10 protein-coding genes are annotated in these 13,323 nt (G+C 37.0%); 9 read left to right on the forward strand and 1 reads right to left on the reverse strand.

Annotation, left to right across the window (positions count from 1 at the left end; translation table 11 throughout):
- The first annotated feature begins 134 nt into the window (after positions 1 to 134).
- Positions 135 to 263, forward strand: coding sequence for a hypothetical protein (locus tag F6K06_RS31985; RefSeq protein WP_287243815.1), 129 nt, complete (start codon positions 135 to 137; stop codon positions 261 to 263).
- A 371-nt stretch (positions 264 to 634) separates the two neighbouring features.
- Positions 635 to 2,476, forward strand: coding sequence for a hypothetical protein (locus tag F6K06_RS31990; RefSeq protein WP_287243817.1), 1,842 nt, complete (start codon positions 635 to 637; stop codon positions 2,474 to 2,476).
- Positions 2,477 to 2,701: 225 nt separating this feature from the next.
- Here F6K06_RS31990 and F6K06_RS31995 read toward each other — a convergent pair whose 3' ends face one another.
- Complete coding sequence (locus F6K06_RS31995; RefSeq protein ID WP_124155434.1) at positions 2,702 to 3,064, reverse strand: phage holin family protein; 363 nt, start codon at positions 3,062 to 3,064, stop codon at positions 2,702 to 2,704.
- A 95-nt stretch (positions 3,065 to 3,159) separates the two neighbouring features.
- Between F6K06_RS31995 and F6K06_RS32000 the strand changes: the two genes are divergently transcribed.
- The 7 genes from F6K06_RS32000 (at position 3,160) to F6K06_RS32030 (ending at position 12,976) form a co-directional block, all read left to right on the forward strand.
- Positions 3,160 to 3,651 carry a pentapeptide repeat-containing protein gene (locus tag F6K06_RS32000; RefSeq protein WP_287243819.1) on the forward strand — a complete coding sequence of 164 codons (492 nt, stop codon included), beginning with the start codon at positions 3,160 to 3,162 and terminating at the stop codon, positions 3,649 to 3,651.
- A 224-nt stretch (positions 3,652 to 3,875) separates the two neighbouring features.
- Entirely contained in the window at positions 3,876 to 4,124 is a 249-nt protein-coding gene (locus F6K06_RS32005; protein WP_287243821.1) for a hypothetical protein, read from the forward strand.
- A 447-nt stretch (positions 4,125 to 4,571) separates the two neighbouring features.
- On the forward strand, positions 4,572 to 6,410 hold the full coding sequence (locus F6K06_RS32010) for an NAD(P)H-quinone oxidoreductase subunit F (RefSeq protein ID WP_287243823.1): 1,839 nt from the start codon (positions 4,572 to 4,574) through the stop codon (positions 6,408 to 6,410).
- Between the two features lie 1,073 nt (positions 6,411 to 7,483).
- Positions 7,484 to 9,031, forward strand: coding sequence for an NADH-quinone oxidoreductase subunit M (locus F6K06_RS32015; RefSeq protein WP_124144309.1), 1,548 nt, complete (start codon positions 7,484 to 7,486; stop codon positions 9,029 to 9,031).
- An 878-nt stretch (positions 9,032 to 9,909) separates the two neighbouring features.
- A complete protein-coding gene (locus tag F6K06_RS32020; protein WP_124144308.1) occupies positions 9,910 to 11,193 on the forward strand; it encodes a CO2 hydration protein in 1,284 nt (427 codons plus the stop codon).
- A gap of 301 nt (positions 11,194 to 11,494) precedes the next feature.
- Positions 11,495 to 12,055, forward strand: a complete 561-nt coding sequence (locus tag F6K06_RS32025; protein WP_240038876.1) for a hypothetical protein — start codon at positions 11,495 to 11,497, stop codon at positions 12,053 to 12,055.
- Between the two features lie 516 nt (positions 12,056 to 12,571).
- Positions 12,572 to 12,976, forward strand: coding sequence for a carbonic anhydrase (locus tag F6K06_RS32030; RefSeq protein ID WP_124144307.1), 405 nt, complete (start codon positions 12,572 to 12,574; stop codon positions 12,974 to 12,976).
- The last annotated feature ends 347 nt before the right edge of the window (positions 12,977 to 13,323 follow it).

Below are 13,323 nucleotides of genomic sequence, written 5' to 3' on the forward strand. Positions count from 1 at the left end.
TTTTTTTTCCAGCCGGAGGCGGGAACCGGGGGGGGCTTCCTCCGGGGGACGGGGGTTGAGACGTGTGCTCTCGGGAGGGGGGGGGGGGGGGGTGGGGGGGGGGGGGGGGGGGGGAGCGGGGGAGCGGGGGAGAATTGAAGCAGGAGACAGGAGACAGGAGACAGGAGACAGGAGACAGGAGGAAAATTACATGGGGATTCGCTCCCCCAAGTAATTTTGAACACCGTGTAGACGGTGGGGTATTAAACCCACAAAGAAAATGATAAAACAGTAGAAAAAGTTGAAATTTGCCCCCAGATTCCCCATATTCCTATCTCCCTATATTTAAGTACATAATCCCTATATTTAAGTACATAAATAGAACTCTCCAATAATCAAAAATCCAATCAATTATCACCACTATTATTTTCTCCTGACTCATGAATTCAGCAATTCTGAGTCTTGATTTTTAATACTACACTTTGAAGTGCCGAATTGTAGATTATATATACTTGAGGCTATTTTATATCATGTCCGCTTAATAGCGTGATCAGAAACTTTCTTCTTCTGTTCCTTCTTTTTTCCTACTGACTCCTGACTCCTGACTCCTGACTCCTCCGTCGTTATTTATAAGTATTCAACCGGACATGATATTATGACTCTATTTTCTGTAAGTTATACTAAGAAAAATCTGCCTTTATTACTAAGTTCATTTTTGATATTAGTAGGTACAATTTTCATAGTTCCCTACGGTAGTTTTCAGGAAGCTGGTATTGTCATAAAATTTTGGATTGGTATCAGCATAATGAGTTTAGGTTTTATAATTTCTTGGGCAATACCGTCAATTAATTTAGCTTGGTTTTGGAGTATAACTATTCTGACTAGACTAATATTAATTCTCATGGAACCAGGGGATGATATTTGGCGTTATTTGTGGGAAGGTTACATTCAAAATTTGGGTTTTAGTCCTTATGATTTAGCGCCAAATGCTTTAGAATTAATTCCCTATAGAACAGAGTGGTGGTCATTAATGAATCATCCTGATACTTCTGCTATTTACCCACCTTTGATTCAATTAGGGTTTCGATTTTTAGCACTAATTAGTCCGTCAGTATTTGTCTTTAAGTTTGCTTTTATCTTGGCAGATTTAGGTATTTGTTGGTTATTAATTAGAAAATTTAGCCTGCAAAAAACTTTGATTTATGCTTGGAATCCTTTGATTATTTATTCCTTTGCTGGAGGTGGTCATTATGATAGTTGGTTTCTCTTACCATTAGTGGGAGCATGGTTAGTTTTTGTTGAAGAAGGAAGAGGGAAGGAGGAAGAAGAAACAAGGAAAGACCGAAGTTGGAAAAAGTGGATGGGAACTCAAACTCCTGTTGAAGAAGGAAGAAGCAAGGAGGAAGAAGGAAGAAGGAAAGACCAAAGTTGGAAAAACTGGATGGGGACTCAAACTTCTGTTGAAGAAGGAAGAAGCAAGGAGGAAGAAGGAAGAAGGAAAGACCGAAGTTGGAAAAACTGGATGGGGACTCAAACTTCTGTTGAAGAAGGAAGAAGCAAGGAGGAAGAAGGAAGAAGGAAAGACCGAAGTTGGAAAAACTGGATGGGGACTCAAACTGTAGACGACGGGGTATTTAACCCAAAAGAACAAGATAATTATCATAATTATCGTTGGTATTGGAGTGCTTTTTTAATTGGTATAAGTGTGGCAATAAAATGGGTTTCTTTACCAATTTTATCTTTTGTTGTTTGGCAGAAAATATTATGTTTTAGGGAACAGGTAACAGGGAATAGGGAACAGAAAAGAATCAAAATTAATATGCTTCATAGCGCCGAAAAATCAGATAAACAGGAGCATAATTTTTATCATAATTTGCAACTTGATGAAGTACATAAAACTAGTAGGTTTTCGAGGTTTAAATTAGACGACAAAACATTTAGTTACCTTCTCCATAAAGTGCAGCAAGCAGGTTTTTTATTATTAATTGGTTTATTACCAATGTGTGTTGCAGCTCTAAATTTTTGTCAACCTGGAAAATGTTCGCTCATTCCTACAAGTTCAAATTTTGTTGTTAATGGTCGTAGTGCTGAATTAATTCCTTATTTAGTTAGTTTTGTTTCGGAACAATCTACAAAATTTAACTGGATTTATGGAATTCCTCTTTGCTTAGGAGTAGGAATTTTAATCTGGAATTGTCGTAGATTTGTTGATTTTACTGAATGGTATTTTTTCTTATTATTAACTTTATCTCCTATTGTTCATGCTTGGTATTTTACTTGGTTTATTCCTTTTGCTGTAGCAACTAGAAATTTAGGGATAAGATGGGTGAGTTTATCAGGATTTATTTATTTTGTTTTGCCATACAGACAAACTTTAGGAGATAATAGTTGGGTTTTAAATCCAATGGAAAGATACTGGTTATGGTTGCCTCTAATAGTAGGATTTATTTGGAGTAAATGGAAAGATAAAAAAAATATAGTAGGGAATAGGGAATAGGTAAGCATTCAGCAATCAGCAATCAGCTTTCAGCTTTTTTTTACGAATTAAGTCAAACACCCATTCGTTTTTTGCTGTAGATATATTTAGACATATAACAGTAGAAGGAAAAGGAACGGAAAGATTGAGAAGCTCTAAAACTCCGACAACGTAATATTTTTCCTTCTTCCTCCTTCCTTCTTGTTCCTTCCTTCTTCCTTCTTCCTTCTTCCTTCTGATTACTGATTAAATATCTTGAGATTCTTCCTGTTTATTAACAAATCCGCCAATAAAACTAGAAACAAAAGATAACACAATTGCCCCCAAAACTGCAGGCCAAAAACCATCAACTTCTAAACCAGGAGTAAAATATCCTGCCAATGAAAGAGAAATTCCATTTACTACTAATAAAAACAACCCTAAAGTTAAAATTGTCAGAGGCAAAGTTAAAATTGTTAAAACTGGTTTCACAAACGCATTTACTAACCCCAAAACAATTGCTGCAACTGCTGCTGCCGGAATACTATCAACTCTCACACCAGGTACAACAAAAGCTGTAATTAAAAGTGATAAGGTTGCCATTAACCAAGTGATGAAAAAACTTGCCATACTTATTCTTTCAACCTCCTAAATCGCAATTAAAAATTATGTGGCCTAATTTAAGATAAACTAAGTTAGATAGTCTAATTAATAAACCATTTACTATGATTTTGCATCAAATTGCTACTTTTTTATTAACACTGAATTTGTTTTTGTGGCCAACCCTAGCTCAAGCTCAATATTACCCACCACCCCTCTCTTATAGCAATGCCCAACTTACCGGAAAAGATTTTTCTGGCCAAGTGTTGCAGTCCGCAGAATTTTCTAATGCGAATCTTCAACTAACTAATTTTACAGATGCCGATTTACGGGGAGCTATTTTTAGTTATTCGACATTAACTAAAGCAAATTTACATGGAGCGAATTTAACTTATGCTATGGCAGACTTAGTTGATTTTACTAATGCCGATCTAACTGATGGGGTGTTTGTGGAAACAATAATGTTAGGCTCGACTTTTGATGGTGTTGATATTACAGATGCAGACTTTACAGATGCTTTGTTAGATGGAGCGCAAATTAGAAAATTATGTCAACAAGCAACAGGTGTTAATTCCAAAACGGGGGTGGCAACTCGTTATTCCCTTGGTTGTAGATAGTAGGCATCATTACATTAATGTTGCAAGCTTTTAATGTTGTTTGATAATTTTGAGAAAAACAATATTTACTGTAGCTTTAACCATTTTTTACAGTGTATTTCAGGTTTTTGAGGTACAGTCACAACAATTTTACAGCACTTTTTAAATTGAAAAATCAAAGTAATAAAATTATCGCAAATGATTTGGGATTGCTATTTCATTAATTGATAATTGATAATGGATAATTGATAATTACCTCGGGTTTTAACCGCTATGGAATTGAATATAAGGAAATATTATTTCTTCTCTTGGTCGATGGTCGGACAGCGAGGATACCTCGCCATCCCACCCAACGGGTGCGCTACGCTAACGACCGCTGTCTTGGTCGATTGGATATGGCGAGGGGACCTCGCCATCCCACCCAACGGGTGCGCTACGCTAACGACCGCTTTTTTCCCCTTAAAAGGGGAGGCTTCAAGGCGCGAATTATTTAGTTATTAATTATTAATTATTAATAACTAAATAATTCGGTAAGCATTTCCTCCGGAATGCTGCGCAAACAGCTATTAGCTGTCAGCTAGCCTCCTCCGGAGGAACTGCGTTAACAGCAACAAGACTCTCTCTTATGGAATAGTGTTTAAATTAACAACTGACTTTCAGGATAAGGGAGCCAACTTTTGTAGTAAGACAATTAATAAAGCTTTTATCTGAACTAAAAGTAATAGCCGATAGCTGATGGCTGACGGCTGAATGCTTATATTGCTATAGTACAATAGATAATCTCTAATATATAAAATTAAGCTCTCATAATCAATACATAAACAATTCAAATTATTGGTAAAACAAAAATATTAATATACGTACCAAACTTAATATAAAATTAACTATTAATTAAATTAAAGTAGCAAGTTATTTATCAAAATCTCGCAAAAATAAAAATAATGCTATCAAATGACTTTCTAGAAACAGTTTGGTTAATACCTTGCTATGCTATCGTCGGTGCAGCTCTAGCCATACCCTGGTCTCCCGGAATTATTAAACGTACCGGGCCAAGACCAGCAGGTTATATCAATCTGATTATGACCTTCATCGCTTTCTTACATGGCTTAATCGCTCTATCAGTAGCTTGGAATCAACCAACTCAAGAATTATCAATACCTTGGCTAGATGTGGCAGGGCTAAATATCACTATTTCCCTAGAAATATCTACCCTCACTATTGGAGCGACTATATTAATTACTGGTCTCAATCTTCTGAGCCAAATTTACGCAATCGCCTATATGGAAATGGATTGGGGATGGGCACGTTTTTATTCCTTACTGGCATTATTTGAAGCTGGAATGTGTGCCTTAGTCTTGTGTAATTCCCTATTCTGGAGTTACATAATTCTAGAAATTCTCACTCTAGGTACATATTTATTAGTGGGGTTGTGGTTTAGTCAACCATTAGTAGTGACAGGAGCAAGAGACGCCTTCCTGACAAAACGGGTGGGAGACTTATTTTTGCTGATGGGAGTAGTTGCTTTATTACCTTTAGCAGGAACTTGGAATTATACAGAGTTAGCTGAGTGGGCAAAAACTGCAAACATCGCTCCCACAACTGCTACCTTATTAAGTCTTACTTTAATTGCCGGACCTCTGGGTAAATGCGCTCAGTTTCCCCTACATCTGTGGTTAGATGAAGCAATGGAAGGACCAGTGCCAAGTACTATTTTACGGAATTCGGTGGTGGTAGCGGTCGGAGCGTGGGTGTTGATTAAACTGCAACCTGTTTTAGCTTTATCCCCTGTTGCTTCCACAGTAATGATTGGAGTGGGAGTGTTTACAGCGGTTTGTGCTTCTTTAATTGCTATTGCCCAAATCGATATTAAGCGATCACTTTCTTATTCGGTCAGCACTTACATGGGTTTGGTATTTATCGCTGTTGGCACCGGTCAAGACGAAACTGCTTTAATGCTTTTATTTACTTACGCTTGTGCGATGGCGTTGTTGGTAATGAGTACGGGTGGGGTAATTTTAAACTGTGTTAGTCAAGACTTGACTCAATATGGTGGTTTATGGTCTCGTCGCCCCATTACTGGAATTTCTTATTTAGTGGGTGCTGCTGGTTTAGTGGGTTTGCCTCCTTTGGGTAGTTTCTGGGCACTGTTGCAAATGACAGATTATTTGTGGAGTAGTCAACCTTGGTTAGTAGGTGTGTTGTTGTTGGTGAATGGGTTCACTGCTTTTAGTATTATTCGGGAGTTTGGTTTAATTTTTTGTGGTCAACCGAAGCAAATGACTGAGCGATCGCCTGAAGGTTTATGGGCGTTAGTTTTGCCGATGACTATTTTGGCTGGTTTTACGTTGCATATTCCTCTATTGTTTGCACAATGGCAACTACTACCGGATATCGCAACTATTAATAAAACTGTTGCTGGTTTATTATTGTTATCCAGTGTGCTTGGTTTTGGTATTGGTGGATTGATTTATCTAAACGATGGGTGGGAGAAACCAATTAAGTTTCCTTTACCAGCAATACAAGACTTTTTTGCCTACGATTTTTACACTGCAAAACTGTATAGAATTACTATTGTTTTTGTGGTGGGTTTAGTATCAAGAATTATTTCCTGGGTTGACCGCTATCTTGTGGATGGTGTAGTTAATTTTGTGGGTTTAGCGACTGTGTTTGGTGGTCAAGGTTTGAAATATAATGTTTCTGGTCAGTCTCAGTTTTATGTATTGACAATTTTGATTGGTATGACTCTATTATTAAGTTGGTTAGTGGTTGGTTTATTTTAGGGAGTAGGGAGTAGGGAGTAGGGAGTAGAAAAGAAGAAAAATAACTGTACCTTAGTAATACCATTTATCTGTAAAAATGCGCTTAATAATTATGACCAAAACCTGAATTTTACTAATAGCTGTTATCTTTTATTAAGCGCAACTTCATGGATAAATGGTATGACTTGAGAAAGGTTATATTGTGATTAATTATCTGTACATCATAGTCAAAAATAACTGTAATGCTTGCCTTGAATTTTTGAAATATTTAAGCCTGCCATAAAGCTGATTTAACAGCAGGTCAATTTACGGAAAAATCTCAATCATTCCCATGGATAATCTGTAGATTACACTTAGAAATTACCCGTTGGTTGTACTAGACTCAAATTTTGAGATGTTGAATCTAATCTGATTTAGTAGTTTTATTTTAGGAAAAATCTCAATCAATCATTTCCGGAAATCATCCGTAGATTACACTCAAAAATTATAGTTTTTGTCAGACTAAAATATTGAGATGTTGAATCTAAGTTAATTTAGTAGTGGATTGATTTGAGGAAAAATCTCAATCAATTATTTTTGTAAATCATCTGTAGATGACACTCAAAAATAGCGTTGCAAAAATGCGGGATGATTTTAATAGTTTTGTGTTTGGGGGCATCTTGCCCGTTCCTGATATTTTTGGGTAGGCAGGAACCCACCCCACTTACATAAATTTTGAGATGTTGAATTTAGCCTGATGATGGAACTGATTTATTAATAGGTTGATTGGAGGGAAAATCTCAATCAATTATTTCTGTAAATCATCTGTAGATAACACTCAAAAATAACTCTGGCGCTCGGCTAATATTTGGCAAATATTTAAGTAGATAATGAACCTGATTTAACAGTTACTTAGCGTAGCTCCTCCGGAGGAGACTAACTGATAACTGATAACTGAAATTACCCCTTAGTTGTACTAGTGCAGGATGGCGGAAATAACTGACCAGTTACAAAATCCTAAAACAATTACAAATAAAAAATGATTTACTTTTGACTTTTGACTTTTAACTTCCGCACAGACTAAAATTTAATTAACATAAAAATAACAGAAAATTATGCTCAGTGTCTTAATTATCATCCCAATTTTAGGGGCAGCTTTAGTCGGATTTTTTCCCGGAAAAATTACCGATGAAAAATTACGAAAAATCACCTTAGCAATTGCCCTATCTCTAATAGTTTGGACTGTAGAAATTGCCCTTAAATTTAACCTAAATAATCCAGGGTTACAATTTCAAGAACATTTTACCTGGATTCCCCAATTAGGTTTAACCTATAATCTCGGTATAGATGGTTTATCCTTACCATTACTCGCCCTAAATTCCTTACTAACATTCATCGTAGTTTATGGATATGGCAATAATGTTGATCGCCCGCGATTATACTACTCCTTAATTTTGTTAGTAAATGCCGGAATAGCAGGTGCTTTTCTCTCCGCAAACCTATTACTATTCATTCTCTTTTATGAACTAGAATTAATCCCCATCTATTTATTAATAGCAATTTGGGGTAGTAAAAAACGAGGTTATGCAGCAACCAAATTTCTGATCTATACAGCAGTATCCGGAATTCTGATATTAGCAGGATTTTTAGGAATAACTTGGTTAAGCAATTCTCCCAGTTTTGATTATGACCTAATCTCAACCCAAGGACTATCCCTAAAAACCCAACTTATCTTACTAACTATTCTCTTAGTAGGATTCGGTATTAAAATTCCATTAGTACCTTTACATACTTGGTTGCCAGATGCTTACGTCGAATCATCTCCCCCCGTCACCATTCTTCTCGGTGGCATATTAGCAAAATTAGGCACTTATGGACTATTGCGTTTTGGGTTAGGATTATTTCCCGAAACCTGGCAAATAGTCGCTCCCGGAATGGCGATAATTGGTACTTTTAGCGTCTTGTATGGAGCATTAGCAGCGATCGCTCAACAAGACATCAAACGGATGGTGGCCTACAGTTCAATTGGCCACATGGGTTATATTGTTGTTGCTGCTGCTGCCAATACACCTTTGAGTTTAGTGGGAGCTATTTCTCAAATGGTTGCTCACGGTTTAATTTTAGCGATTCTATTTCACCTGGTAGGTGTGGTAGAAAGCAAAGTTGGTACTCGCGAATTATCTGTGTTGAATGGTTTGATGAGTCCGGTGCGTGGTTTACCTTTTACGAGCGCTTTATTAATTATGGGTGGAATGGCAAGTGCAGGTATTCCAGGAATGGTAGGTTTTGCTGCTGAGTTTCTAGTATTTCAAGGTAGTTTTTCGGTGTTTCCTATTCCTACTCTGTTGTGTATTATTGCCAGTGGTTTAACTGCTGTTTATTTTGTGATTTTGTTAAACCGTACTTGTTTCGGCAAATTAGATAATGATACAGCTTATTATCCTAAAGTTATTTGGTCCGAACGTACCCCTGCTTTAGTATTAGCAGTAGTGATTTTCTTTTTAGGAATTCAACCTACTTGGTTAGTGCGTTGGAGTGAAGCAACTTCCAATTTTTTAGTCCCTAATTCTTCTATAGAAATTCAAAAGTCAAAAGTCAAAAGTCAAAAATTAGCTAGTTTGATAAATACAGCAGATGTTAATTTCCTGGAGTACAGAAATTAGGTTGTTTTGTCAGATATAAAAACTGTGTAAGAATATTTCTCAAAATTCCTACTAATATCAAGTTTGGATAATTATAATGCAGTTGGTTGGGTTAAGCGCTAGCGCAACCCAACAAATATAATTATTGTTGTTGGATTTATCCTCCGAATAAGCTCCACTAATGCGGACTCAACCAAATCTACAAAGTGCTACAAAGTGCCAAATTTTTATGATTTTCATTGAAGCAAACATGATATAACACCTCACACCTAAAACCTCAAAAATTATGACACAAATAACAATAAAACATCCCCCCTTCCAACATGAATTTGCCGAAATTAATTTCCCGTCTCGAAGTAGCGAAACCCAACAGATACAAACTAAAACTTAATGTGCGAATAATTATTTATAATACCGTAGGTTGGGTTAAGCGCTAGCGCAACCCAACAAATACAATTATTGTTGTTGGATTTATCCTCCGAATAAGCTTCAACCAAATCTACAAAGTGCTACAAAGTGCCAAATTTTTATGATTTCCATTTAAGCAAACATGATATAACACCTAATACCTACCACCTAAAACATCAAAAATTATGACACAAACAAAAACAAAACTTTTCCTATGAATTTGCCGAAATTAATTTCCCGTCTCGAAGTAGCGAAACCCAACAGATATAAACTAAAACTTAATGTGCGAATAATTATTTATAATACCGTAGGTTGGGTTAAGCGCTAGCGCAACCCAACAAATACAATTATTGTTGTTGGATTTATCCTCAGGATAAGCTCCGCTAACGCGGACTCAACCCAACCTAAAAAGTGCTACAAAGTGCCAAATTTTTATGATTTTCATTGAAGCAAACATGATATAACACCTCACACCTAAAACCTCAAAAATTATGACACAAACAACAATAAAACTTCCCCCATCCCAACATGAATTTGCCGAAATTATTCACCGCCTCGAAGCAGGTGGAGCAATGCTACCAGATACCCCAGAAAACCTAATGCAAATTATCGGTATTTATAAAGCTTATGCAGTACCAATGGATTTCTATTGGCGCGACTTACTTTATATTGCCGAACGAGTATTTTTAAACCCCTTACCCTTCTTTAAATACTTCCTGCCAAAAGAATATTTAGAACTTCATAATCACTATGCAGGTGATGATGCAGACTTAAGAGTTTGGCGCGGAGAAGCAACAGCTCATCCAGAACTTTTAGCATTTATTGAAAAGGGAGAAAGTGGCAAAAAATCAAAATTATTACATCATTTATGGCATGACAGAATTAATATGGAATTTGCCGAAGCTTGTATGCGAGCAATGTTTTGGCATCGGGAAATGGGAGGTAAATTCGATCCTTATTTAGATACTCCTGAATATAAGGCAGCAGCGGATAAAGCAATTAAAGCTTATTTTCAAGGAAATCCTGTAATGTTAGGTCTGTATAAACTATTTCCAGAAATGTTTATCGAACAGGTCAGACAACTTTCTTATTACAGTAATCTTGGTTTATTTTGGGAAGTAATGGCTGCTGTTTTTTTTGAAATGTTTGATTTATATAATGAAGGGAAATTAACCAGCGTTCCAGAAGCAATGAATTTTCTTGTAAATGGAATTTTTGCTGTAGCAAATCGCCCAATTTATCATCATGTTTATATTCGGGGTGAGTTACATGAAATTATTCCCAAATCTTGTGGTTTTACTTGGTTATTTGAAGCTGCTTTACCTTATGTAGAAGCTGTCTTTTATCGCACTGCACCTTTCCGTGGTACAAAGTCTTATAATGCTCAGGCAAAACAAGTACCAGAAAATCAAAAAGACTTTCATTATGGCATTCTTTATGCAGATGTTTTTCCAGTGGGAAATGCTGGTATCCCTCCCACATTATTAATGCAGGATATGCTGCATTTTTTACCATCATTTTTAGTTGATTATTACAAACAAAATTGTCGGGGTGAAGATGATATGTTGATTCAGTTAGGAATTACTTTTCAACGTTCAATGTATTGTGTAACTTCCGCAGTTATTCAAGCATTAAGACAGGCAACATTACATCCTTTAGATGACCCAGACCTAGAACATTTAAAAGCAAATCGTGCATTTTTTGAAGCACAACTAGATAGGTTTAAGCGTCCAGAAGCTCGGTTGCGAGATATTCAGCGCCAAGATTATCGTTAATATAATTAGGGTTTGCGCTCAAAAGTCTTTTAGTAGGGATAGGAGACAGGAGACAGGAGACAGGAGACAGGAGAAATGGGAATGAGTGAGGAGGTAGGAGCTAAGTTTTGTCCCAAGATTTTTCTGCCCAACTATGCGCCTCAAATGCGCTCCTTTTTGAGCGTTAAACCTTAAATTTCCTTGGCCAATTATCCAGAAATGATGAACAATTTCAGCAACTTTCTCAAGAAAATTATCTGTTTGTAGCCTTGTAGGCGGAAATAGGTTAACCTATTAACTCCTAGTCCTATAAAAGAAAAAGATGACCATGAAACCAAATTTCTTTGCACTTTTAATCGTATCTGCAGTAACCACAATGGCTGGTTGCACGAACCCTCAATCTACGCCAACAGTACAATCTGCGTCATGCGAAAATCCTGTAACAGAAAACGATGTTCTAGCTGCACAGCAAAGCTGGGGCGAAGCCATTGTCGCCATTGGCAAGGCAGAAAACCCAGAAGCAGAAGCACAAAGTACTCTTGATAGGCTTTATGGTTATGATCTTGGTACGGTTTTGTTCAAACCAACACTGGCCAGCAATGAGCCATTCAGAGGTACAGAGAAAGAGGCTTTGTCTTATTTTGTCAGTGGGAGCATCAGCGAAGATAAAGGTTTTGCTCTTGCGCCCTATAACAATGTGCGCTTTGAGAATGAAGGAATTATTACCCACTGCGATACAGCTACCTCAATGGGTGAGTATTTTTTCACCAAAACAGACGGTAGCGAGATCAAGGTAGAATACACTTTTGGTTATGTTCGTGATGAAAACGGTGATCTGAAAATCAATCTGCACCATTCATCTCTGCCATATCAAGTGAAATAAGGGCGATCGGTAGTAACGGTCGATGGATGGGAATCCCGCGCAGAGCTTGTGTCGGGATGATATCAAGGGTAGAAAATTAACTCCAACTGCTTCGGCTGCTGATATTGCTTCACAAGCTTTCTGTCAATGTCAATTCCATGTAAGATTTTGATAGCATTTACTACTTCGGGATACTGTACCAAAACGGCGTAAATAGAAGGTTGGCATTATATACTGCAGCGAGTCAGAGAAAGGCTCTGAAACTCTTATGATTCCCTTCCGTTATTGTTTGAAATATGGCGCTGTGCGCAGGCAATATGCAACAGGCAACAGGCAACAGGCAACCCACCCCTAACCCCTCCCAGGAGGGGAATAAAAACCCGTTTGCGCAAGCATTCCATAGGAATCACATAAGACTTTTAGCTATTGGACAGTTCCTGTAATTTGTAAATATGCCAGCGCACATTGCTATAACTTTCAGACCATAAAAAAGTAAGATAGCTCTAACCCATATAAATCAATACTTTTAAGCTTTAATTGCCCCTGGTTGCACGAACCTTTGAACTACGCCTAGTTCAAGAAGCCGGAAATATTGTGACTCCAGAAGAAATGGGTATTATAGAATACGGTACTTTTGTATTAGGTTCAAAAGTGTTAATGGTACTAGGGCATGAAAATTGTGGGGCAGTAAAAGCAACAATGGATGGTAAACCTGTTCCAGGTCAAATTGGCAGTATAATTTCTGCTATTAAACCTGCTGTAGAAATTGCTAAAGGTAGAGATGGATATTCTGTAGAAAGTGCTGTTAAAGCTAATGTAATGGAACAAATAAAAATTATCAATCTTTCTCCAGTGATTACCCAGTTAGTTCAGGAAAACAAATTAAAAACTGTAGGTGGTTATTACGATCTAGACGAAGGAAAAGTATATTTGATTAGTTAAAAAACATAGAAAAATCTGCATTACTTTCATTTGCCTGTGTTTTCTGTTTCTTAACAAAGTGAGAGTAATAAAATGTCCTGCCCTTAATTACTTTTTTTCAACATACATTTGTATAAAATGTTTGCTTTCTCAAATTCAAGAGAAGTAATGTTATACTCATAGTAATTCTGCAATATTATCGTTAATAACTTTGAAAAAGGATACTAAATCAGCATCGTTTTTTTAGCTAGATCGCCGAGAAGCCTCACGCCATAATCTGTGATTTGGCGACCAGATGAATCGGCGGCCAATTGAATGGGTTCGATGCCGATTCAATTTGCATGATATCTCAGCAAAAACCTTCGCCC

The sequence above is a fragment of the Okeania sp. SIO1H4 genome, assembly GCF_010672695.1.
Lineage (GTDB): Bacteria > Cyanobacteriota > Cyanobacteriia > Cyanobacteriales > Microcoleaceae > Okeania > Okeania hirsuta.

Coding starts and splice junctions, on each gene's coding strand:
- F6K06_RS32000 (WP_287243819.1), top strand. CDS start 3,160: ATGATTTTGCATCAAATTGCTACTTTTTTATTAACACTGAATTTGTTT.
- F6K06_RS31995 (WP_124155434.1), bottom strand. CDS start 3,064: ATGGCAAGTTTTTTCATCACTTGGTTAATGGCAACCTTATCACTTTTA.
- F6K06_RS32025 (WP_240038876.1), top strand. CDS start 11,495: ATGACCATGAAACCAAATTTCTTTGCACTTTTAATCGTATCTGCAGTA.
- F6K06_RS32020 (WP_124144308.1), top strand. CDS start 9,910: ATGACACAAACAACAATAAAACTTCCCCCATCCCAACATGAATTTGCC.
- F6K06_RS31990 (WP_287243817.1), top strand. CDS start 635: ATGACTCTATTTTCTGTAAGTTATACTAAGAAAAATCTGCCTTTATTA.
- F6K06_RS32015 (WP_124144309.1), top strand. CDS start 7,484: ATGCTCAGTGTCTTAATTATCATCCCAATTTTAGGGGCAGCTTTAGTC.
- F6K06_RS32010 (WP_287243823.1), top strand. CDS start 4,572: ATGCTATCAAATGACTTTCTAGAAACAGTTTGGTTAATACCTTGCTAT.